20 protein-coding genes and 1 pseudogene are annotated in these 21,723 nt (G+C 36.9%); 17 read left to right on the forward strand and 4 right to left on the reverse strand.

The window, feature by feature from the left end:
• Nucleotides 1–29 precede the first annotated feature (29 nt).
• Nucleotides 30–1,190 (forward strand): ATP-binding protein, encoded by a 1,161-nt coding sequence (locus ACUN24_RS03135; protein ID WP_445561209.1) that lies wholly within the window; start codon nt 30–32, stop codon nt 1,188–1,190.
• Between the two features lie 112 nt (nt 1,191–1,302).
• On the opposite strand, the gene ACUN24_RS03140 is transcribed toward ACUN24_RS03135, so the two are convergent.
• Nucleotides 1,303–3,675 carry a M1 family metallopeptidase gene (locus tag ACUN24_RS03140; protein WP_445561210.1) on the reverse strand — a complete coding sequence of 791 codons (2,373 nt, stop codon included), beginning with the start codon at nt 3,673–3,675 and terminating at the stop codon, nt 1,303–1,305.
• Nucleotides 3,676–3,685: 10 nt separating this feature from the next.
• Nucleotides 3,686–4,270, reverse strand: coding sequence for a HupE/UreJ family protein (locus tag ACUN24_RS03145; protein WP_445561211.1), 585 nt, complete (start codon nt 4,268–4,270; stop codon nt 3,686–3,688).
• 194 nt (nt 4,271–4,464) lie between these two features.
• Here ACUN24_RS03145 and ACUN24_RS03150 point away from each other — a divergent pair, with 194 nt between their 5' ends.
• The 10 genes and pseudogenes from ACUN24_RS03150 to ACUN24_RS03195 all read left to right on the forward strand — a co-directional run bounded on the left by ACUN24_RS03150 (nt 4,465) and on the right by ACUN24_RS03195 (nt 11,972).
• Nucleotides 4,465–4,971 (forward strand): DUF6702 family protein, encoded by a 507-nt coding sequence (locus tag ACUN24_RS03150; protein WP_445561212.1) that lies wholly within the window; start codon nt 4,465–4,467, stop codon nt 4,969–4,971.
• 136 nt (nt 4,972–5,107) lie between these two features.
• A complete protein-coding gene (locus ACUN24_RS03155; protein ID WP_445561213.1) occupies nt 5,108–6,376 on the forward strand; it encodes a DUF7033 domain-containing protein in 1,269 nt (422 codons plus the stop codon).
• Between the two features lie 74 nt (nt 6,377–6,450).
• Nucleotides 6,451–7,095, forward strand: coding sequence for a uracil phosphoribosyltransferase (upp, locus tag ACUN24_RS03160; RefSeq protein ID WP_315421352.1), 645 nt, complete (start codon nt 6,451–6,453; stop codon nt 7,093–7,095).
• A 54-nt stretch (nt 7,096–7,149) separates the two neighbouring features.
• Entirely contained in the window at nt 7,150–7,467 is a 318-nt protein-coding gene (locus tag ACUN24_RS03165) for a low molecular weight protein tyrosine phosphatase family protein (protein ID WP_445561214.1), read from the forward strand.
• Between the two features lie 89 nt (nt 7,468–7,556).
• A pseudogene (locus tag ACUN24_RS03170) lies at nt 7,557–8,002 on the forward strand (DUF6934 family protein).
• Between the two features lie 39 nt (nt 8,003–8,041).
• Entirely contained in the window at nt 8,042–8,206 is a 165-nt protein-coding gene (locus tag ACUN24_RS03175; RefSeq protein ID WP_445561215.1) for a hypothetical protein, read from the forward strand.
• 170 nt (nt 8,207–8,376) lie between these two features.
• A complete protein-coding gene (locus tag ACUN24_RS03180; RefSeq protein ID WP_219076783.1) occupies nt 8,377–9,066 on the forward strand; it encodes a YjjG family noncanonical pyrimidine nucleotidase in 690 nt (229 codons plus the stop codon).
• A gap of 77 nt (nt 9,067–9,143) precedes the next feature.
• On the forward strand, nt 9,144–9,848 hold the full coding sequence (locus tag ACUN24_RS03185; RefSeq protein WP_445561216.1) for a DUF4476 domain-containing protein: 705 nt from the start codon (nt 9,144–9,146) through the stop codon (nt 9,846–9,848).
• Nucleotides 9,849–9,867: 19 nt separating this feature from the next.
• The gene (locus ACUN24_RS03190) at nt 9,868–10,386 is read left to right on the forward strand and encodes a hypothetical protein (protein WP_445561217.1); all 519 of its coding nucleotides are present in this window, start codon (nt 9,868–9,870) and stop codon (nt 10,384–10,386) included.
• 260 nt (nt 10,387–10,646) lie between these two features.
• A complete protein-coding gene (locus ACUN24_RS03195; RefSeq protein ID WP_445561218.1) occupies nt 10,647–11,972 on the forward strand; it encodes a flippase in 1,326 nt (441 codons plus the stop codon).
• Here the strand turns inward: ACUN24_RS03195 and ACUN24_RS03200 are convergent, their stop codons facing one another.
• Both ACUN24_RS03200 and ACUN24_RS03205 read right to left on the reverse strand, forming a co-directional pair.
• Nucleotides 11,973–12,656, reverse strand: a complete 684-nt coding sequence (locus tag ACUN24_RS03200; protein WP_445561219.1) for an FkbM family methyltransferase — start codon at nt 12,654–12,656, stop codon at nt 11,973–11,975. It abuts the gene before it with no gap.
• 266 nt (nt 12,657–12,922) lie between these two features.
• On the reverse strand, nt 12,923–14,302 hold the full coding sequence (locus ACUN24_RS03205; RefSeq protein WP_445561220.1) for a M57 family metalloprotease: 1,380 nt from the start codon (nt 14,300–14,302) through the stop codon (nt 12,923–12,925).
• Nucleotides 14,303–14,661: 359 nt separating this feature from the next.
• On the opposite strand from ACUN24_RS03205, the gene ACUN24_RS03210 reads away from it, so the two are divergent.
• The 6 genes from ACUN24_RS03210 (at nt 14,662) to ACUN24_RS03235 (ending at nt 21,669) form a co-directional block, all read left to right on the forward strand.
• Complete coding sequence (locus tag ACUN24_RS03210; protein WP_445561221.1) at nt 14,662–14,820, forward strand: hypothetical protein; 159 nt, start codon at nt 14,662–14,664, stop codon at nt 14,818–14,820.
• Nucleotides 14,790–15,257, forward strand: coding sequence for a class I SAM-dependent methyltransferase (locus ACUN24_RS03215; RefSeq protein ID WP_445561222.1), 468 nt, complete (start codon nt 14,790–14,792; stop codon nt 15,255–15,257). The genes ACUN24_RS03210 and ACUN24_RS03215 overlap by 31 nt, the downstream gene beginning before the upstream one ends.
• Nucleotides 15,258–15,343: 86 nt before the next feature.
• Nucleotides 15,344–15,562 (forward strand): hypothetical protein, encoded by a 219-nt coding sequence (locus ACUN24_RS03220; protein WP_445561223.1) that lies wholly within the window; start codon nt 15,344–15,346, stop codon nt 15,560–15,562.
• 92 nt (nt 15,563–15,654) lie between these two features.
• Nucleotides 15,655–19,752: a T9SS type B sorting domain-containing protein gene (locus ACUN24_RS03225; RefSeq protein WP_445561224.1), complete on the forward strand. Its 4,098-nt coding sequence runs from the start codon at nt 15,655–15,657 to the stop codon at nt 19,750–19,752.
• 72 nt (nt 19,753–19,824) lie between these two features.
• On the forward strand, nt 19,825–20,586 hold the full coding sequence (locus ACUN24_RS03230; RefSeq protein WP_445561225.1) for a class I SAM-dependent methyltransferase: 762 nt from the start codon (nt 19,825–19,827) through the stop codon (nt 20,584–20,586).
• A 165-nt stretch (nt 20,587–20,751) separates the two neighbouring features.
• The gene (locus ACUN24_RS03235; RefSeq protein WP_445561226.1) at nt 20,752–21,669 is read left to right on the forward strand and encodes a glycosyltransferase; all 918 of its coding nucleotides are present in this window, start codon (nt 20,752–20,754) and stop codon (nt 21,667–21,669) included.
• Nucleotides 21,670–21,723 lie beyond the last annotated feature (54 nt).

Genomic DNA, 21,723 nt, shown 5'->3' on the forward strand with positions numbered 1-21,723 from the left:
ATTTACTAGGTTTGTGTGTATATTTGTTTATGCTAATTATTAGAAATCTTGCAGCACAGTTAAAGAATAAGCTTAAAAAGTCTCCCGCAATCGCAATCCTCGGGCCACGGCAGGTTGGAAAAACTACTTTAGCAAAAAGTTTAAGCAGCGATTACATCTATCTTGACATGGAAAATCCCCGGGATGTGGCTAAGCTCTGGGATGCCTATACTTTCTTAGAAAGCTTGCAAGATTATACCGTAATTATTGATGAGGTTCAATTATTGCCGGAATTATTTTCTTTATTACGCCCTTTAATTGATGCAAAAAGAACTCCTGGAAGATTTATATTGCTTGGATCTGCTTCTCCTGAATTGGTTAAGGGAGTTTCTGAAACATTAGCCGGAAGAATTTCTTACAATGAATTATGTTCCATAGGATTAACTGAACTGCCAAATGAATTAAGCTTTGAGCAACATTGGTTTCGTGGTGGGTTTCCAGAATCTATATTGGCAGAAACCGATCTGTTAAGTAAAGAATGGATTGATGATTTTATTGTAAGTTATGTAGAAAGAGACTTGGCTAAGATGTTTAACGTAGAACTAGCGCCAACTTTACTAAGAAACTTCTGGAGTATGCTTGCTCATTTGAATGGAAATTTATTTAATGGAGAGTCTTTCGCTAGATCGTTAGGCGTAAGCGCACCTACTGTTAATAAGTATTTAGATTTTTTAGAGGGAGGATTTTTGATCAGACGTTTGCAGCCATGGTTTGTTAATGCGAAGAAGCGCTTGATTAAGTCGCCTAAGACATATATAAGGGATACGGGAATTCTTCATCGTTTATTAAATATCCCAGGTTATAACGATCTTTTTGGTCACCCAGCTGTAGGCGCATCCTGGGAGGGCTATGTAATTGAGCAGATTTATCAGATGAAAGCAAAGCAGACTGACCTTTTTTTTTACAGGACACAAACCGGAGCAGAATGTGATTTAATCCTCGTTCAAGGCATTACACCAATAGCATGTATTGAAATTAAACTGTCGAATGCTCCAACAGTATCAAAAGGGTTTATTAGCTGCATAAAGGATCTGGAACCGAAGTATAAATATATCATTACGCCAAAAAGCGAAACGTACCTATCATCACATGATATTAAAATAACCAACATTAAAACCTTTTTGTTAGATATTCTACCTCAAATTCAATAAAAACTCCCCGTTGAATTTTCTTCAACAGGGAGTTTAATGAAATCTCGTCATGCAGAAGCTTTAAGATTCCCAATCAAGCTGGGAATGACGATCCGCGATAATGATGACGCTATTATTTTCCTGCGGCGGCCTGCATTGGATTTTTACCAACCGACTGGCCTCTTACAGCACCGCCGGCTTTCATTTTGTAAACTTTGAATTTGCTTTCTTTTGCTTTACCGCCCCAACTATTGTTTGAGGTATCAATATCAGCAGTTTCACGCAATGGGTCGACTAAAATTGAAGCAACTTCTTTGTTTTTCACATAGAATTTCGAAGTTTTCAGTTCATTATGTCTCCAGATCTGTGCCGGGATACGGTCGATCTCTTTGGTGCCATCTTTATAGGTAAACTCCACAATAACAGGCATTACTAAACCACCTTTGTTACTAAAGCTTAATTCATATAAAAACTGGTTGGCATATTTACTTTGATCGGATTCTGCAACAACTTCTAAAGGTGGTGTCATATCCATTTTTGTAGCTACAGTAGTGTCAACAGTTACCAATCCTCTATCGTATTTATAATAAAAATCCTGTGCCGCAGTATTCTTATCAACATAGAAGTTGATTTTTTTATCCTCGCGGTTTCTGATTTTTGAAATATCTTCAAAAGCATTCACCGCAGGTTTATCAATTTTAACCATCCTCGATCTGGCAGCAGGAACTTCTTTAGGGAAATCGGCTTTAGCAAATTTCACACTATCCAATGAGATATCGCATGGATCTGTTCCATAAAACCAACCTCGCCAAAACCAATCTAAATCTTCGCCACTGGCATCTTCCATGGTACGGAAAAGATCTGCCGGTTGCGGATGTTTAAAAGCCCATCTTTTTGCATATTCTTTAAATGCGTAATCAAATAGTTCTCTGCCCATAATGGTCTCGCGAAGTATATTCAGGCCTGTAGCCGGTTTTGAATAAGCATTTGGGCCAAAACGAGCAATGTTTTCAGAGTTGGTCATAATGGGTTCTAACTCATCTTTAGGCAGTTTCATATAATCGACAATGGTGTAGGCAGGCCCTTTTTTGCTTGGGAATTTGTTATCCCAAAGCTCTTCTGTTAAATACTCAACAAACGAGTTCAAACCTTCATCCATCCAGGTCCACTGGCGTTCGTCGCTGTTTACAATCATCGGAAAAAAGTTGTGCCCAACTTCGTGAATAATTACACCAAGCATTCCGTTTTTAGTGCTTTCGCTATAAGTTCCATCTGTATCCGTACGGCCATAGTTAAAACAAATCATCGGATACTCCATTCCATTGGCTGCTTCGATACTTTGCGCAACCGGGTAAGGGTAAGGAATGGTAAAATCTGAATAGGTTTTAATGGTGTGTGCTACTGCACGTGTAGAAAATTTACTGTACAGGTTGTAAGCTTCTTTTCCATAAAAACTCATACACATTACGGTATTGTTGTTGGCCTGGATTTTTTGTGGCATGGCATCCCAGATGAACTTACGGGAAGAAGTCCATGCAAAATCGCGAACATTACTGGCGTTGAAAACCCAGGTTTTTTTAGCAGTTGATTTTTTGGTTTCCGCTGCTTTAGCTTCAGCCAAAGTTTGAATTTCGACAGGTGCAGTCGCCGTTTTTGCAGCATTGTACCTAGTTAATTGCGTAGGGTTTAAAACTGCGCTATAATTGAGACATTCGCCAGTTGAGCCTACAAGGTGATCAGCAGGAACGGTCATCTGGACTTTAAAATCGCCAAAAGTTAAAGCAAACTCGCCTCTTCCTGTAAACTGGTGATTCTGCCAGCCTTGAAAATCGCTGTACACACACAAACGTGGGTACCATTGTGTCATGGTAAACAGGTAATTGCCATCAGCCGGGAAAAACTCGTAACCACCGCGGCCACCAACACTCATTCTGTCGGTAATTTTATAGTTCCAGTCGATATTGAAAATCAATTTCTGTCCGGTTCTTAAAGCTACTGGCAAATCAATCCTCATCATGGTTTTATTAACCGTGTATTTTAGGTTTTTACCTGTTGCATCCGTTAATTTGGTAATGTTGATCCCATCGCCATTGTTCGCAGTTGCACTTATCTGGTCTAAATTTTTGGTTGTGCCCATAAGAGGCATTTTGGTAGCATCCTGATAGTTTGCGTTCTTATCGGTGCTATGCTCGTTTTCATCAAGCTGCAACCAGATGTAAGTTAGAGGATCAGGAGAGTTGTTGGTATAGGTAATGGTTTCAGATCCCGTAAGCAACAGGTTTTTTTCATCCAGTTCACATTTAATGTTATAATCGGCACGTTGCTGCCAGTATTTAACGCCCGGTGCGCCACTGGCGGTACGTTGTTCGTTTGGTGTTGGCAAAATAGTGCCCAACTGCTCAAACTTATTTCCGTGATTGCTCCCAGGGTTATTCTGAATATTTTGAGCCATAGCTAAACTTCCAGAAAGAAATAGCAGGCCGGTTAAAGTAAATAGTTTATTCATTATGTATTTATTAAAAAGGAATTCGTTCTAAAGCCATTTTTAAAGCCAGGCTAAATACAGCTGCTGATATAAATAAAACCCAGCTCATACGTTTTATGCGGGTGTAATTGAAAATTAAAAAAGTAATTAAAAGAATGATAATCACCATAAAAATCTGTCCTGCCTCAAGCCCTACATTAAAGCCAAATAAGCCCCAACCAATGTTCTGGTCTTTTGCCAACATAATCCTTATGGAATTAGCGAAACCCATGCCATGGATCAATCCAAAACCCAATGCCAAAAAGTAATTGATCTTAATTGATTTTAAGGAGAAATTTTTTCTGAACAAATTGCTGATTGCCGTAATTACAATCGTACATGGGATTAAAAATTCTACCCACTTACTATCAAACCTGATGATATCCAATACGCTTAAAAGTAAGGTAAATGAATGACCAATAGTAAAGGCCGTAACCAATATGAGCACCTGCTTTAAATTGACATAACTATAAATAGCCACCAGGGCTAAAACAAACAGCTGGTGATCTAAAGCGTCGGTACTGATAATATGCTCCCAACCCAATTTAAAATAAAAGACAAAATCTTGCAACTGCATGAAATAATAAGCTAACTATTGGATTTAAAATAGTTTATAAAGCTTAAAATTATGTTTTTAATTGCAAAAAGCCCAAACATCCTTAAAACAAAAGCATAAATACCAAATTTGTTACTAATTTTTATGTTATTCGAGGCAATTGCCTGGTTTAAGCTTTAAATCTTAACTTTGCTGGCTATAACACCTTAATACTGATGCATAGATTAAAATATATCCTTTTGTTATTATGCTGTGCTTGCTGTTCGGTCAAAGCAGGTATAAAACACCCACTGCATGTAAGTACTACCGAAGTAAACTTTAATGCAAAGGATAAAACTTTAGAAATAAGCTGTAAAATCTTCTCAGACGATTTCGAGGCAATTTTAGCCAAACTATACAAACAGAAAATCGATCTGAGCAATCCGAATATGAAAGGTACGATGGATGAATTGGTCAAAAAATACCTGCTTTCTCATTTACAGCTAAAAGCCAACGGCAAAGCTGTTGCCATGAACTACATCGGATTTGAGATCGACCATGAGGCCACTAATATTTACCTGGAAGTTGAAAAAGTTGCCGCTATAAAATCTGTTGAGGTTAACGATAGCATTTTATACGATATGTTTGATGATCAGATGAGTATCGTACATGTGGTGAAAGGTAGCACCCGTAAAAGTACTAAAATACTTTACCCTGAAAAGAAATTCACGGCAAACTTTTAATTGTAATTTTTGTATTAGATAATGATTCAGTGTTAAATTACCGTTAATTTTAATGATCAATATTAGTTAAGTTAATATAGGCTGAGAAATATTTCTTGTAATCTTTTTTTAAATACAGCGTTGTTAAAAATAAGTTATGCATCTAATCATCTTCTCCAACATATTAACGCCTCGGATTAAATATATCTTCAATTTCATTTTTAAAGATATCCTTAAAGCAGAATTAGAATTTACGGGCAATAGCACATATTTTCTGCAGAGCGAACACATCAAAATCAGTTATGGCGATGAACCCTTAGGCGAAGAACTTTTCTTTAAAAGTACACCTTTGCTTTTCTCTAATAAATTAGAAGAAATTAAACCCAAAACCGTTTCATTTGGAGAATACCAGGTTCCTTTTCCGGTAGAGCAATCTGCCTTACCATTCGATGTTTTTGCTGCATCCTTTTTTATGATCAGCAGGTACGAAGAATACCTTCATCAGCGAAATACAGAAGAAGAATTTAAGCCCTCAAAAAGTTATCAGCATAAATGGAGGGTGCTTGATAAGCCGATTATTGACGAGTGGGCATTAATCATTAAAAGTATCATCAGGAAAAAGCATCCGGCTTTTAAGTTTCAGGAAAAGAAATTTCAGCACCAGCCTACCATCCATTTTAATATGTTAACCCATCTGCCTGATGGTTTCTTAAACAAGACGAAATTTATTTTCAGTGCTGTATTTAAAAAAGAGAATAACTACCTGGGTTCGAAATTTGACAGGTTAACAGGAGTTGCGATTAATAATGAACAAGTGCTTGAGCAGGTAAAGGAAATCTTTGTTTCAAAAAAAAGCAATCCCCTTTATTTTCTCGATTTTCCTGATGTTCCGATGGATTACATCAGGGCAGACAACATTGCTAAAATCTTGAATAATCAATCAGTTGGATTGTTAAGGCCATGCGCCAGCAACACTCAAAAGATAACTGAAATTAAAGAAGGTTTGGTTAAGCTTAAAAAAATCCATCCAAACCTTACTACATCAACCAGCCAACAGTTAGAAGTATTAAAATTCCCGATCTGTTATTTAAATATTCTTAATTCGGGCATTACTTCCGATTATTCTATGGGTTATAGCAATGCACCAGGATTTAGGGCGGGAACGTGCACTCCATTTAACTGGTATGATCTCCAGCTCGAGAAAGTAACACCTTTGGTAGTCCATTCCTATTGCTTAACCGATCATATCTTTCAATTTTTAACCCATGAAGCGGCAACAGAAAAAATACATCAATATATTGATGCAGTAAAAATGGTAAATGGCACCTTTTATAGCAGCTGGAGCTTGAAAAGTTTATCAGATCATCCTAAATACAAGAAGTTAAAATCACTTTTCAGAGAAATGCTTAATCATGCAGGGAATTGATTTTAGTTTAACATTATTTGACTCAGAATTGCTAATTTTAATTATTAATCCCTAATATTTCAAAAAAACACATAATGATTTTTGATGTAAGCAAGACAAAATCTATCGCCAATACTTTTATTGCCGAACTTCGTGACGAGCATATCCAGAAAGACTCAATGCGTTTCCGCAAAAACCTCGAAAGGCTTGGTGAGTTCTTTGCCTACGAGATCAGCAGATCATTGACATACACTCATCAGGAAATCGTAACGCCTTTAGGGGTATCATCTTGTGAAGTTTTAAGCCAACAGCCTGTTTTAGCTACCATACTCCGGGCAGGATTACCACTTCAACAGGGCCTGCTCAACATCTTCGACAAAGCCGAATGCTGCTTTATTTCTGCTTATCGCAAAGTAGATAAGGGCGGCGATTTTGTAATTCAAATGGATTACATTTCTACTCCGGATTTAGAAGGAAAAGTTTTGATTATGGCCGATCCAATGCTGGCCACCGGGCAAAGCATGGTGATGTGCTGTAAAGAGCTGATGAACCGCTACAAAATTGCCGAGCTTCATATCGTTGCTGCAATAGCGAGTGCAGAAGGTGTTGCCCATGTACGTGCCAATCTGCCTAAAGCAAAACTTTGGCTTGGGGCAATAGATGAGGAAATGACCAGTAAATCTTACATCGTACCGGGTCTTGGCGATGCCGGGGATTTAGCTTATGGAGAGAAGATTTAGGTTAGTTATTAGTCTGAAGTCTTTAGTTCCGAGTCTTGTAACGCTCAATATAAAATGAATATCCTCTTTGTTTGCAGTAGAAATAAATGGCGTAGTGCTACTGCCGAGACCATTTATAAGAATCATCCCGAACACCAGGTACGCTCAGCTGGCACGGAACCATCGGCAAGGATTAAAATCAGTACAAAACTGATTATCTGGGCAGATCTGATCTTTGTGATGGAGAAAAAACATAAACAAAGGATTTTCGAACGTTTTCCTGAAGAAATGCAAGAAAAGGAAATTATTACGCTCGATATTCCGGATGATTATCAGTACATGGATGAGGAGCTTATTGAGGAGCTAAACGCAAAGGTGGCTGAATATTTATAGTAGTTCTTATTTTCTCTTTTAATAAGCAATCGAATAACATACTTTAGTGTCTTCTGAGATTTATATATTTGAAGAAGACTAATTTATATATGTTCTTAAATCAATATGAATATTTTGCTGAAAAAAATTTCCTAACTTATCAATTTACGAGTGAGGGTGTAAATGGTTCGATTCAAAAAATTGTCCAATACTCAAAGTTAAATATTCCAGGAATAGGTACTGTTTACAATCTGGGGTTTGGCGATCTTATGGAGGATGGTAATATAAGCGATATTACAAACAGCAATAATGGAGACATGGAGAAAGTGCTGTCTACCGTTGCAAATACTGTTTATGATTTTTTGGACCATTACCCTGATGAGTTGATTTTGCACATGGGAGTACACCCATAAGAACAAGATTATATCAGCGAAAACTAATGCAAATGCTACAAATAATTAGCACGGAATTTGATGTATATGGTTTAGGAGACGAAGGATGGGAAGAGTTTACAGGAGAGGAAGCATATACAGCTTTCTTGATAAAGAAAAAATAAACTGTTATATTTGGTAACAACAAGGAGAGGAGAGACAATATGCCTACTACAATCAAAAAGGGACATCAAAACATAGATCATGGCAATGCTATTATCAGTACGCATGTGAAAGGATATGAGAATGATCAATACTTTGTTAAAAAGACTGAAGAAGCGCTGGAAATACTAAAGAAATTTGGGCTACCCAACCCAAAGAAAAAATAATTACAATGCCTGGCTTTCAGGCATTTTTTTTGACCGATTAAATCTGGTTCTATTAGGAACCTAAATACTGAGATTTAATTATCAATTTATAGGTGAAGAAACTAAACGCAAAGGTGGCTGATTATTTATAAATCAAAGATCATTAAGCTACCTTTGTGAAAACATCACAAATGAAAAAACATATCTTCTTCGACCTTGACCATACCATTTGGGATTTTGACCGCAATGCCGAAGAAACATTAAACGAGCTTTATCACACTTATAAACTGGATGAACTCGGTCTTAAATCCTGCGCCGATTTTATCTCCACTTACACCGAAAACAACCATCAGTTGTGGGCCGACTATCACCTGGGCAAAATCACAAAAGATTTTTTAAGATCAGAGCGCTTTAGCAAAACGTTTATTCAGTTGGGAATTCATCCTGATGTTGTTCCTCATCAATTTGAAGACGACTATGTAAATATTTCACCAACTAAAACAAATTTATTCGAAGGGGCAGAAAACGTTTTGGGCTATCTTCAGCAAAAGTATACCCTGCATATTATTTCTAATGGGTTTAAGGAAACCACCTTAACCAAAATGAATCTTTCGAATCTTAATCCATATTTCGAAAATGTAATCATTTCGGAAGATGTGGGGGTAAATAAACCAAATCCTGTCATTTTTGAATATGCATTGGATAAAGCAAAGGCTTTGAAGACTGAAAGCATTATGATTGGCGACAGTTTAGAAGCCGATATTTATGGTGCTTTAGGTTTTGGTATGGAGGCCATCTTTTTTAATCCTTTGCAAAAAGAAAAACCTGAAGATGTAAAACAGGAAATCTTTCATTTAGAAGAATTGTTAAAACTTTTTTGATCCTACTCCTTTTTTGTTTGGTTTTGGCATTTGTTTGGCATTAATTCAAAACACACACAAATGAAACCTTAATTAAAATGAAAAAAACCATCTTTTTAGGACTGGCAATGTTATTTGCTACCCTAAGTTTTGCTCAAAACAACCGCAGATCTGCCGAAGTTTTCTTAGAGATCCTTAATCCTGGCAAATACAACGTGTATTTAGACGAAGAACTTGTCTCTTCAGCCACTGGTAGATTTCGCTTTTACGATGTCTACAATTCTACACCAGTACTATCTATTATTCAGGGCAATACGGAAATCTTAAAACAACGCGTAAGAGTGATTCCGGGACAAAGGCTTGTTTTAAGTCTGGAAGGTAAGGAATTAATCACGCTGAAACAGCTCAATATCTTTCAGAACAGGCAATACGCCCTAGACGATTTTGATGGGTACACCGGAGATTATAATACAGGTATTGTTCCGCCAGTGCTGCCGCAGCCAGATCCGAATTACCGTTTATTATCGGCAGAGGCTTTTCAGGAATTTTATACCAGTTATAAAAAATCCGATTTTGATAACGAAAGAGTAAGATTAATTAATGCAGTAAGTAAAAATGCTTCGTTTTCCAGCAGTCAGAGCAAACTTATCCTTAAAACATTCACATTTGATCAAGAACGTTTGAAAATTGCCAAAAGCCTCTATCAAACCGTTGTAGACCCACAAAATTATTTTACAATTGCTGAGACTTTTGAATTCCCTTACTATAAAGATGAATTTTTAAAATATTTGGAGAAACCGTAATTCAGACTATCTTTATTAAATGACGGCTGCAAAAGTGAAGGCATCGATACATCAGGTGGTCGATGCCTACAAATCGAAATTATTGCGTTACCCTGAAGATATTTTCCAAACTACCCCTCCAATTTCTGGCTGGAGTTATAGCGAGGTATACTCACATATATTTGATTCGAGCCTACTTTCAATAATTGCCTTTGCACACGCAGCAAATGGCAAAGGCGAAAACAAATCGACTCATTTTATGGTAAAGCTGATTTTATTACTGGGTACGTTACCTCCTGCAAAAAAGTATAAGGTGCCTAAACGGCTGGCAGAGCGTGTAAAAAAGATCAGTAAAACAGAAGCCCTCGATTTCATTTTAGAGTTTGAAAAAGCTTTGGACGATAACTACCCATTACTTGCACATGCAAAAACCAACAGCAAAACGAAACACCCAAGATTAGGTTATTTAAATGCTAAACAATGGCTTAGGTTTATAGAAATACATTTAAAACACCACCTAAAACAGTTAGAAAGAATAGAAAAGAGCTTTCAGGCCTAAATTAATTTCGCCATATTTGGTTAATCCTAAAATATGTGCTCGTGAAATATATTTTTTATCTCTCCATGCTTACTATACTTTTGCCTGTAAGGCCAGCGAAAAGAAAGAAAGCACTAAGGCTGTTATTCAAACGCGTGAGCTAAAACTGCCAAGACAAAAATGTTAGAAACAAAATTGAAAGCTAACCTCCACATATCCAATAAAAATATTTGAATTTAGGGTACCACACTTAACGCACATTTTTTTACATCTTTGCGGTAATGAAATTACCCGCCATAAAAGGTTTTGATGAAGAAGCATTTAACAAGTATTTAAAAAATACGGGACTGTTAATGCTTGGTAGAGTTGGCAGTTTGGCTATTAAAATGGCTGTTAGCATTATGGTAGCTAACTACTTGCTTGCTTTTAACAATGGCATTTTAACAAGTGCGATTGCTTATACTTATCTTTTTGCATCCATTGCTGGTCTTGGCCTCGATCAGTTCATTGTAAAAGAACTTCATCAGTTTCCGGGAAATAGAGATACCATACTAGGGACTGCATTTTTATTAAAGGTTATTGCTGGTCTGGTCTGCATCCCTGCTATTTTTTTAGCCTGGACCATCCGCCCGCTTTCTGACATTCCATACCATATTATATTAATATTATCTTTTACGGGCTTGTTTCAATCTTTAACCGTAATCGATTCTTATTTCCAGTCCGAAGTCCAGTCGAAATATATTATGCAGGTACAGATTGTTGGAAATGTCATATCAGCGCTTACCAAAGTTGCGCTGATTGTATTTTCTGCGAAATTGATCTATTTTGCTTATTCATTTCTTTTTGATACCGCCCTGCTATCGATAGGTTATTTTTACGTTTACCAACGGAAGGGCAGAACCATTTTTAAGTGGAATTTTAATAAAGAATTAGCCATCAAATTGCTCCACTTTTCGTGGCCGTTAATTATTTCGGGAATCATGGTTTCGGTTTACATGAAGATAGATCTGCTGATGTTAAAAGAAATTATGGGGCAAAAGGGAACTGTAGAGGCCGGAGCTTATGCAACCGCGGTTAGCTTAAGCGAAGCCTTAAACTTTGTACCTGTGGCCATTGTAACCTCGCTTTTTCCTGCAATTTTAAATGCCAGAAGAGATAATTCAGAGCGGTACCAAAAAAGGCTTCAAAATTTATACGATTTAATGGCTTGGCTAAGTCTTGCGTTTGCTTTATTTGTAACCTTTGCTGCACCGTATATTTATTGGTTATTCAACCCTGAATTCGCATTTGCCGCGCCAGCGTTAGCCTTACATGTATGGGGAAGTATTTTTGTTTTCTTAGGTGTAGCGAGTGGTCAGTATCTAATTGCGGAAGGATTTAGCCGTCTTACCTTTATCCGTACGGGTTTTGGAGCAGCCGTTAATATTGTATTAAACTTAATCCTGATCCCAAAAATGGGTATGATCGGTACGGCTATAGCTACGGTAATTGCTTATTTCTGTTCTACTTTTTTTATTCTGCTATTCAAAAAAACGCGGCAACAAGGTTTGATGATGTTAAAATCACTGTTCCTTATTACCGCGTTCCAAAAAATATTTAAAAAATAATTATAGGCGATAAACGCAGGTGCGTAAAGTTTTTGCAAAAAAGGTGTAACCCTTATCCTTTAGAAATTTGTATATCGGCGAATTATTCAACTCATCAACATTAACATTCTCTTCTACCAAAATAACACTTGGTTTATACTTATCCCAGTTATTGGAAAGTAAAACCTGGTAATCCAAACCTTCAACATCAATACTTAAAAAATCAATAGTGGTAGTGGCCGGCAGATATTGATCCAAAACATCAGCTAAAGGCAGTACATCAATATCAAGTTCTTTTATAATTTTATACTTACCGGATTCGGCGTCGATCCTTTTAGAAACTTCTTCAGAAAAACTATTCAATGCAGGTTCGTTAAAACAGTAAAACTTAAGTTTGGTTTTTTCGGGACCTATGCCAATGTTTAAATTAATGTCTCTTTTTCTGAATGTATTAAAAGCGCCAATAGCCGAGGGCGTAGGTTCAATGTTGATCCCCTTCCATCCACGTTTATAAAAGTAATTGGTATTGGAATACCTTACAGGATGATGTGCGCCAACATCTACAAAGAAGCCTTTATACCCTTTTTTCTGCTCATAAATCGCTTTAAGTATCATATCCTCACCATCTTGTGAATATGATTTGCTATATGCGAAATAATTAACTGGCAAATATTTTAATAGGGCTTTCTTTATCGCTTTAATCATGGACAAAAATATAAATATAAACTAAAAAAGCTGTATAGTTTAAATACTGCATAAAGTTTATTAAATCCTAGCTTTTGTCAGGGTTAGGTTTGCGTTCTATAATATATAGTATAATCTTTTCAATTAACTTATAACTTTTTTATACTTCGATAGTATCTACATAAACTTAACAGAATGAACCCGAAATACATCAAGTTCATTCTGTTAATTAAACTTTGCACTATTTTATCTTTGGATAAGATATATTACTGAAAAAAATCAATGATTTAATCCATAGATTTTAGTGGAATCCAATAGTTTAAATCAGTTGATGTTCCAACAGACATTTTATTATCAGAATACCATGCATAAAACCACCCGGAACTAGCTGCAATACCTATATCAACGATTTCATTATAATTTTTTCCTGGAGGAAGCGCATAATTTTGAAGACCAACATATGCGCCAAGGTCTGTAGAGTTTCCTTCAGAAAATGTACCATCACTATAAAATGCAAAGCAGTGATCGTTAGATTTTAAGATTGCAATGCCTATCACATCTAAAGGTGTTTTCCCTGCCGGAAGAATATAACTTTTTGGCAGGATATAATCTCCGAAATTACCAATACTCTGACCTACCGACATGGTACCGTCTTTGTACCACACGTAACTACGGCCTGAGCTAGAAATCGCCATATCTATAACATCACCAAAGTTCTTACCAGAAGGCAGAAAATACTGTTGGGTAGGGCCATTAATTGAAGTTGAATTGCCTTTAGTAACCAAGCCAGATAAACCCCAAAAATATACACCATCATCTACGCCTATGTCTATCCCTGCCATTGTGGTTAATGTTCCTGATGGACCTGAAGTTACTACAGGATATAATGAAGCAATAGCCTGTTTATCTTTAACTGAGAAATAAGCAGCACCGATACCACACTGACCTCCATTCATTATAGAAGATGGATCTGTGCCACCAACATTCGGAACGTCTATCGCACTTGCTGGAGTTCCAATATCATCAGTACCGTTTTGTGGTTCGCCATTTGCAGACCAATTTGTGTGCCTGAATCCAACGCAATGGCCTATCTCATGGGCAATTGTCCGCTGTCTCTGGTCAAAACTATTTCCAGAGATATAAGTCTTGTTAATCTTAATTAATCCTCCGGCATTTCCATTAATAGGAAAACGGGCAACACCGCAATAACCATTTCCTAAATTTTCATCCATAATGAGAATATCATAGCTACCACTTGTTACAAGATTAAAATGAATATTAGAACTTGGTACAGTATTCCATTGGCTAACTGCAGAATTGACTTCCGCACTTAAAGATGCCATAGATGCATCAACAAAAATTCTGATATTGGTTCTGTTAGCAGAACTTACGAGATTTCCAGTATAATACTGTTCTGTTTTTGGCCCTGAAGTTGAAGGGATAATCATATCCTTTGAGAAGGCAATATCCTCTTCTACAAGATATTCTTTGCCGAGATCTTTAATAGCTGATGCTGGGAAACCTAGGCTTCTAATGTAGGAGTAAACAGCATCTGTTTTTTTTACTTCCTCCTGGCTAACATTACTTTCTCCTTTTTTACAGGCGAAAATTGAGATAGAAATAGCTGGGATCATGAGCAACCTCACAATCATTTTTCTGTTTTTCATAATGGTTAATTTAGATTATAGACAATTATCTACTGAGCACTCATTTGGCATCAGAAGAATTTTAATTTTTCCTTATTTTAATTAATCAGATTACAAACGTATACTGTGTTGAAAGAAAATATTACGCTGCAAAAAACTACATACAAATAAAATAAAGTTTTACATAAATACAAATTATTTTTTTTACGTTAAAGTATTATTAATAACACAATAATAAATATACAGCATAAAACTTTTATATTTCTGACTTATTATTACTGATAGGTATTTATTTCTCAAAAGTTATATTTCTGCTTAATAACTCATATGTTAAGCGAAGAAGTAAAAACGGCCTACGATAATTTTATAGCAATAGCGATGTGGCCTGGAGAATGCTTGGTGCAAAATATAAAGCCCAGAACATTGTTGATGTACGCAAAGGAGTAAAACCTAAAAAAGTACCTGAGGTTAGTGCCGGAGATGGAAGTATCTTACATTTTTTAAATGAATGGCATTTCGCACCAGAACTTTATGCTTAGCAATTGCACAAAGTGGTGTAGATATTATAAGGGATCGTAAGCTCGCCAGTTTAAAAGAAGCACAAACTTTCGATGGATATAAAATTCCTTATGGAGATGATACTTTCGACCTGATTATTCTCGCACATGTTTTAGAACACGTAGAACACGAAAGGATCTTGATCCTCGAATTGAAGCGGGTTGCTAAATATATTGTAGTTGAAGTGCCCAAAGATTACCGCTTTGGCTTAGATCAAAGGATGAAACAAACGGTAAAATTTAATGCGTTTATCAATAGAAAAGCACCAAAAACATTTTCTAAAAACTTAAAAATTGAACTGGAATACGGGATTAAAAAAACCTTAGGCAATTTGTTTGTGAAGAAAAAACAAGAGCAGTTTGCCAATGCCTATGCCGTGTTAACCAAAAAATCTGACCATAACCTGCAGATATTTTAGTGATTAAATGTGAATACCGAGGGCAAGATATATCCAAACTTATATGAACTTTAAACTTCTTATATGGTAAAAATACCTAGCCCGTATTGATAAGCTTAATTGATAAATATAAAAATGCAAAGCCTTGCCCAATAGCACTTTTCTTATACAATCGTCCGCAGCATACCGAGCGTACGTTACAATTTCTGCAACAAAATGAGTTGACAACACAAAGCAATTTGTATATTTTTTCTGATGGTGCCAAAACCGGTCTGGATAAAAAAATAGTTACTGCAATAAGAAAAATCATCAAAAAAAATCGTTAGGCCATAATTGAACTGCTATTTTAATTAGTTGTAGATTTGTGTTATTTTTATTTTTTCCCATAATCTAAAAACACTGTTTTACCGCTCTTATAATGCACAATAAAATCCCGCCACTTTATAGGTTATTATATCTTTTGGCATTTTTTATCTTTCCTTTTAACAGTTATGCACAACAGCAGCCCATTCCGGATTGGGTTAAGGATATTGGCGGTTTTGGGGAAAGTAAGGTGACCGGTGTTGCTGTTGATAAATTTGATAATGTTTACATTGCTGGAAATTTCAGAAGTACAATCACTGTAGATTTATCGGGCGTTTCTGCACCGGTTAATCTAACATCGGATGGTGATTATGATGTTTTTATTGCTAAGTATACACCTGATGGAAAATTAATCTGGGCAAAAAGCATTGGCGGATCAGAGCTTGACCAGGTGAATAATTTAACAGTTGATGATGAATCAAATGTAATTTTTGGCGGCCAGTTTAGTTCGTCGAGCATGGATTGTGATCCGGGATCGGGCACCTTCAATCTTAACAATGCCGGCGGAAACGATGCTTTTATTGTAAAGTTAGATCTGGATGGCAATTTTAAGTGGGCAAAAAATGTTGGCAGCTCATCAACCGAATATGGGCATGTTGTTGCCGCTGATCGTTTAGGTAATGTTATCTTTGTAGGCTCCTATTCATCTAGCATAAGCCTCGGCGGTTTTAACCTAACAGCCAAAGCAGGCTTAGATGGCTTTATGGCAAAATATGACAAAAACGGTAATATTCAATGGGCTTATGGTTTCGCTTCGTTCGGTACTGATGAGATCCGGCATGTAATAACCAATACAAACAATGAAATTATCATAATGGGCTATTTTTCGTCCGGCATAGATTTAAACCCCAAAGGTCCGGTCAGCAATATTACAGGTACTTCGCCAAATTACTTTATTGCAAAATACACGGAAACCGGCCAGCTAATATGGTCCGACAAAATTGATGGGGCCTCTGCAGTTGTATCCTCTTTAGCCTCGGGGCCAAACAACGATATTTACCTAACTGGTGTTTATAGCGGTACGGTAACCCTCGGCTCTCCTACAAACAATGTTACCTTAACATCAACAGGAGGGAAAAATCTTTTCGTTGGAAAGTACAGTTCTTCAGGCGCAACATTGTGGGGCAAAAACATCGGTGGCAATAGCCCAATACCTTATAGTTATTATATTACCGCTGATGTAGATGATAACGTATATATTGGAGGTTACTTTGATGGAACCCTGATTTTTGGTGATGCCAGCTTAAATAAAACATTAACCTATCACGGTGGAAGGGATACATTTTTTGGAAAATATACAGGAGCAGGTAATTATGTGTGGGCATTTAATTTTGGCAGTAGCTGCTCGGGAAACTTTGGACATAAAATTGCAGTCGATTCAAAGAAGAATGTTTTACTTGGCGGATCATTTTGTAGCACTGTAGATTTTAACCCCGGAATATGTGATCTAAAGATTACTGCAAAAAACAGCACTTCAGATGGCTACATTTCAAAATACAACCAAATTAAGTTTACCGGTGATGCAAACATTGTTTCATTTGAACTTGCAGAACAAACAACACCTGCATTAATAAACACACAGGATAAAACGATAACCATTAAGGTTAGGGCCGGGACCAATGTTACTGCACTTAAACCAACGGTAACAACCGATATAGGTGTTATTGCGCCACTATCAGGTGTAGCCAATAATTTTACCCAGCCACAAAAATACATCATTACATCTAATTGCCAGGATTATACATGGCTGGTTACCGTACAGGTAGAAGAAACAAACGAAATAACAATTTGCTCAGGAGCTACTCAGATTCTTGCAGGCATTCCGGCCAATACCAAACCCTCAAATACATATCTATGGCAGATTAAGGATCCAGCAGGCAATTGGATAGCCGCACCTAACGCCAGCGCGGGCATTGATTATGAACTGAAAGGGCTTACCAATTTTACCAACCAGGATATTACCTATCAGTTTAGACGGAAGGTGTTTACGGCAAATACCGAACTTATCGAACCGGAAATAAATATTATAACTCACCCTGCTACCACTAACAATTTAATCAGTACAGTACAAAACCTACTATGTAGTGGTCCATCCAATGTAGTAATCACCGGAACAGTTCCACAGGGAGCAGAAAATGAAACAGCGGTTTATAAATGGCAGGAAAGCGACGACGAATTAACCTGGCGGGATATAAATAACGAAACTGGGAAAGACCTTTCGGTTACCATTGCCAAAACAAAATATTTTAAACGCCTTACGTTCTCGGCAAATTGCATTAGTTATAGCAATACGTTAAAAATAGAAGTTCAACCACAGGTTACAGCTTCATTTGCAGGAAATAACTTTGCACTTTGCAATAACAGTACAGTTACCTTAAATGCAAATACAGTTGCCCTGAACGAAACTGGTATATGGCAGGTGGTAAGCCCGGCAGACTACCATCCCTTTAATGCTGCTAATGAGCATAATCCTAACCCGCAGATTAGCAATATACCCAATGATGTTGATGTAGTTTTAAAATGGACAATCAATCAGGATATCTGCTCAACATCCTCATCATCTACTATCACCATCCACAATTACAGTGAAGCTATTTTAACTTTACCCAGTAATTTGACCATTAACGAAGGTCAATCGGTACAGATTCCCGCTACCATAACACCTGTTGTTAATAACTACATATATACATGGAGCCCAGATACTGGCCTCGATCATCCGGATGTACTGGCGCCTATAGCGAAACCTGATAAAACAACTATTTACCACCTCAAAATTACCTACGGAAATAATTGTATTATTGAGAAAGATATTAGAATAGGTTTAGATAAAACAACTAAGCTTGCAATTTGCTCAGGCGAAACCGTGCAGCTTACCGGCGAAGCTTTTATTGGAACCAGCCCTGGCATACAATGGCAGTTTTTTGATTCGGGAGCTTGGGTAAATATCCAGAATGCTAACAATGCAGATTTTTCTTTAAAAACGATTGAGCATTTTGAAAATACGCCCATAGTTATGCTGTACAGAAGAATGATTACCACAAGCGGCACCACCTATTTCGACTCTAAATACGAGATTACCACCACTCCACATACCCAAAATAACATCATTAGTACTGAAACGTTAAATTATTGCGGCAACACAATCGAACGCCTTAGCATTACGGGTTCCGATCCTGTTGGGGCGGCTGGTATGACCATACATTATACCTGGGAATTGAGCAATGATGGGGCAAACTGGGGTACTATCGTAAATGAAACAGCAAAAGATATTGTATTGAATAACCTAACACGCACAGGTTATTTTAGAAGAACAACATATAGCAATTCTTGCCCTGCGCTAAGTAATGTGTTAAAAATCACTGTTAATCCATTACCAACCATTGCAAACGCCGGTGAAAATCTTGATCTATGCGGAAAATCATCTGTTGTTTTAAGCGGAAATAAACCTGGTGAGAATGAGGTGGGTACCTGGTCTGTTATTTCACCTATAAACTTTAATCCATTTACTGATGCAGGTATTAATGATCCAAATGCAGTTATCAATAATCTTCCTTCGGGTCAACAGGTCGTTCTTCAGTGGGAAATTGTAAACAACAATTGTAATACGACTACCAAAGATGAAGTAGAAATCATTTCATATCGGGACATTGCTGTAACTGCACCTACCAAGCTCACCATAGATTACGGTAAAGTAGTTAATTTAAATGTAATTACAGATTTAGGGAACGAGCCTTACAGTTTCGAATGGCTACCCAAAACTGGTTTAAAAAATCCGTTAAGCTTAAGCCCCGATGCCAGCCCAAGAGAAAACACAACCTATACCTTAAAAATTAATTACGGACTTAACTGCAGTAAAATAATTCCGATAGAGGTAATTGTTTTAAACACAATAGAAATTCCGAAAAGCTTTTCACCAAATGGAGATGGCATTAACGATAACTGGAACATTGGGAACATTTTAAACTATCCCGGGTCTAAAATATCAGTTTACAATAGGTATGGAACGCCGATGTATCAGAATGCAAGTAATTTAGCCGCATGGGATGGAACATATAAGGGCAACCTGGTACCTGTTGGTGTATATTATTACGTTATTGAACTTAAAGATAAGTACCATTCCGTTTATAATGGGAGCATTACAGTTTTACGGTAGTATAGTATTGTAAAAAAAACACGGTATTTACTAATTTTGACTATTTTTATCGCAATTAACAATACAAACTGCATGTTAAGCGAAGAAGTAAAAACGGCCTACGATAATTTTTATACCAATAGCGATGTGGCCTGGAGAATGCTCGGTGCTAAATACAAAGCCAAGAATATCGTCGATGTATGCAAAGGACTAAAACCTAAAAAAGTACTTGAGGTAGGTGCCGGAGATGGCAGTATCTTACATTTTTTAGATGAATGGCATTTCGCACCAGAATTATATGCTTTAGAAATTGCACAAAGTGGTGTCGACATTATAAGAGCCCGTAACCTCGCCAGTTTAAAAGAAGCACAAACTTTCGATGGTTATAAAATTCCTTATGAAGATGATACTTTCGATCTGATTATTCTTGCTCACGTTTTAGAACATGTAGAACATGAGCGGATCCTGATCCGTGAATTGAAAAGAGTTGCAAAATATATTGTAGTAGAAGTCCCTAAAGATTATCGCTTTGGTGTAGACGAAAGAATGAAACATTTTTTAGATTATGGACACATTAATATGTATACGCCAACTTCTTTAAGGTTTTTACTGCAGAGTGAGGGTTTACAAATTTTAGAAGATAAGGTATCGATGACTGCGCCGGAAACAGTAAAGTTTAATGAGTTTATCAATAGAAAAGCGCCAAAAACATTTGCTAAAAACTTAAAAATAGAACTGGAATACCGGATTAAAAAAACCTTGGGTAATTTGTTTGGGAAGAAAAAGCAAGAGCAATTTGCCAATGCCTATACTGTGTTAACCAAAAAATCAGATCATAACCTGCAAATATTTTAGGTAACAGTAGGATGCAACTCAGTGATCGTCATTTCGAGCGAAGTGCAACGAAGCCGAGAAATCTATTTTGATAGATCTCTCTATTCCACTACGTTTCATCCGATAGCTATCGGATCGAGATGACGGACACTTTAATTGAAGATCGGTAATTAAAATAAAACAAAAATGCAAAGCCTTGCCCCAATAGCACTTTTCGTATACAACCGTCCGCAGCACACTGAGCGTACATTACAATTTCTGCAACAAAATGAGTTGGCAGCACAAAGCCATTTGTATATTTTTTCTGATGGTGCCAAAACCGATCTGGATAGAGAAAAAGTTACTGCCGTAAGAAAAATCATCAAAAAAGCAGATGGTTTTAAGTCGGTTAAAGTAATCGAAAGTAAGATTAATGCAGGCTTAGCCAATGCGGTAATTGCAGGAGTAACCCAGTTAATAGCAGAATACGATCAGGTAATTGTATTTGAAGATGACCTCATTACCTCTCCACATACCTTATCCTATTTCAACAACGCTTTGAACCATTACCGCGAAGAGGAAAAAGTAATGCACATCGGGGCCTATATGTATCCTTTAAAGTCAGATAACCTTTCACCATCTTTTTTTTACAGGGCAGCCACAAGCTGGGGTTGGGCAACATGGGGAAGAGCATGGAAAAATTTTGAACCAGATATTAACATTCTTATCAAACAGTTTGATAAAAAGAAAAGGACTGCATTTTCCATCGACAATAAAATGAATTTCTGGAAACAGATGCAGGAATTTAAAAAAGGTAAAAACAATAGCTGGGCCATAAGATGGTATGCTTCAATTTTTTTAAAAGGAGGTATTACACTTAATCCATCACAATCACTCGTTAACAATATTGGCCATGATGGCACCGGCGTACACTCTGGAATAAACGACATCTATAACGTAATTATCAATCCCAAACCAATTGTAGAATTCCCTACTGTAATAGCCGAAGACCCCATCGCATACAAAGCCATCAGGAGCTTTTTGATTAAGCGAAAAGGCAATATGGTAACACGGGTCAGGCGTTTTGTAAAAGAAAAGCTGACCCAGTATTTTTCTAAAAAATAATGCCCGGCAGTCTGTCCATCATTAGAAATAGCTGATATAGCTCACCGTTGTAGG

Source organism: Pedobacter sp. WC2501 (assembly GCF_052682415.1).

Bases quoted from the DNA above. Each gene is read 5' to 3' on its own strand.
- ACUN24_RS03135 (WP_445561209.1), top strand. From the start codon at position 30: ATGCTAATTATTAGAAATCTTGCAGCACAGTTAAAGAATAAGCTTAAA.
- ACUN24_RS03140 (WP_445561210.1), bottom strand. From the start codon at position 3,675: ATGAATAAACTATTTACTTTAACCGGCCTGCTATTTCTTTCTGGAAGT.
- ACUN24_RS03145 (WP_445561211.1), bottom strand. From the start codon at position 4,270: ATGCAGTTGCAAGATTTTGTCTTTTATTTTAAATTGGGTTGGGAGCAT.
- ACUN24_RS03150 (WP_445561212.1), top strand. From the start codon at position 4,465: ATGCATAGATTAAAATATATCCTTTTGTTATTATGCTGTGCTTGCTGT.
- ACUN24_RS03155 (WP_445561213.1), top strand. From the start codon at position 5,108: ATGCATCTAATCATCTTCTCCAACATATTAACGCCTCGGATTAAATAT.
- upp (WP_315421352.1), top strand. From the start codon at position 6,451: ATGATTTTTGATGTAAGCAAGACAAAATCTATCGCCAATACTTTTATT.
- ACUN24_RS03165 (WP_445561214.1), top strand. From the start codon at position 7,150: ATGAATATCCTCTTTGTTTGCAGTAGAAATAAATGGCGTAGTGCTACT.
- ACUN24_RS03175 (WP_445561215.1), top strand. From the start codon at position 8,042: ATGCCTACTACAATCAAAAAGGGACATCAAAACATAGATCATGGCAAT.
- ACUN24_RS03180 (WP_219076783.1), top strand. From the start codon at position 8,377: ATGAAAAAACATATCTTCTTCGACCTTGACCATACCATTTGGGATTTT.
- ACUN24_RS03185 (WP_445561216.1), top strand. From the start codon at position 9,144: ATGAAAAAAACCATCTTTTTAGGACTGGCAATGTTATTTGCTACCCTA.
- ACUN24_RS03190 (WP_445561217.1), top strand. From the start codon at position 9,868: ATGACGGCTGCAAAAGTGAAGGCATCGATACATCAGGTGGTCGATGCC.
- ACUN24_RS03195 (WP_445561218.1), top strand. From the start codon at position 10,647: ATGAAATTACCCGCCATAAAAGGTTTTGATGAAGAAGCATTTAACAAG.
- ACUN24_RS03200 (WP_445561219.1), bottom strand. From the start codon at position 12,656: ATGATTAAAGCGATAAAGAAAGCCCTATTAAAATATTTGCCAGTTAAT.
- ACUN24_RS03205 (WP_445561220.1), bottom strand. From the start codon at position 14,302: ATGAAAAACAGAAAAATGATTGTGAGGTTGCTCATGATCCCAGCTATT.
- ACUN24_RS03215 (WP_445561222.1), top strand. From the start codon at position 14,790: ATGGCATTTCGCACCAGAACTTTATGCTTAGCAATTGCACAAAGTGGT.
- ACUN24_RS03225 (WP_445561224.1), top strand. From the start codon at position 15,655: ATGCACAATAAAATCCCGCCACTTTATAGGTTATTATATCTTTTGGCA.
- ACUN24_RS03230 (WP_445561225.1), top strand. From the start codon at position 19,825: ATGTTAAGCGAAGAAGTAAAAACGGCCTACGATAATTTTTATACCAAT.
- ACUN24_RS03235 (WP_445561226.1), top strand. From the start codon at position 20,752: ATGCAAAGCCTTGCCCCAATAGCACTTTTCGTATACAACCGTCCGCAG.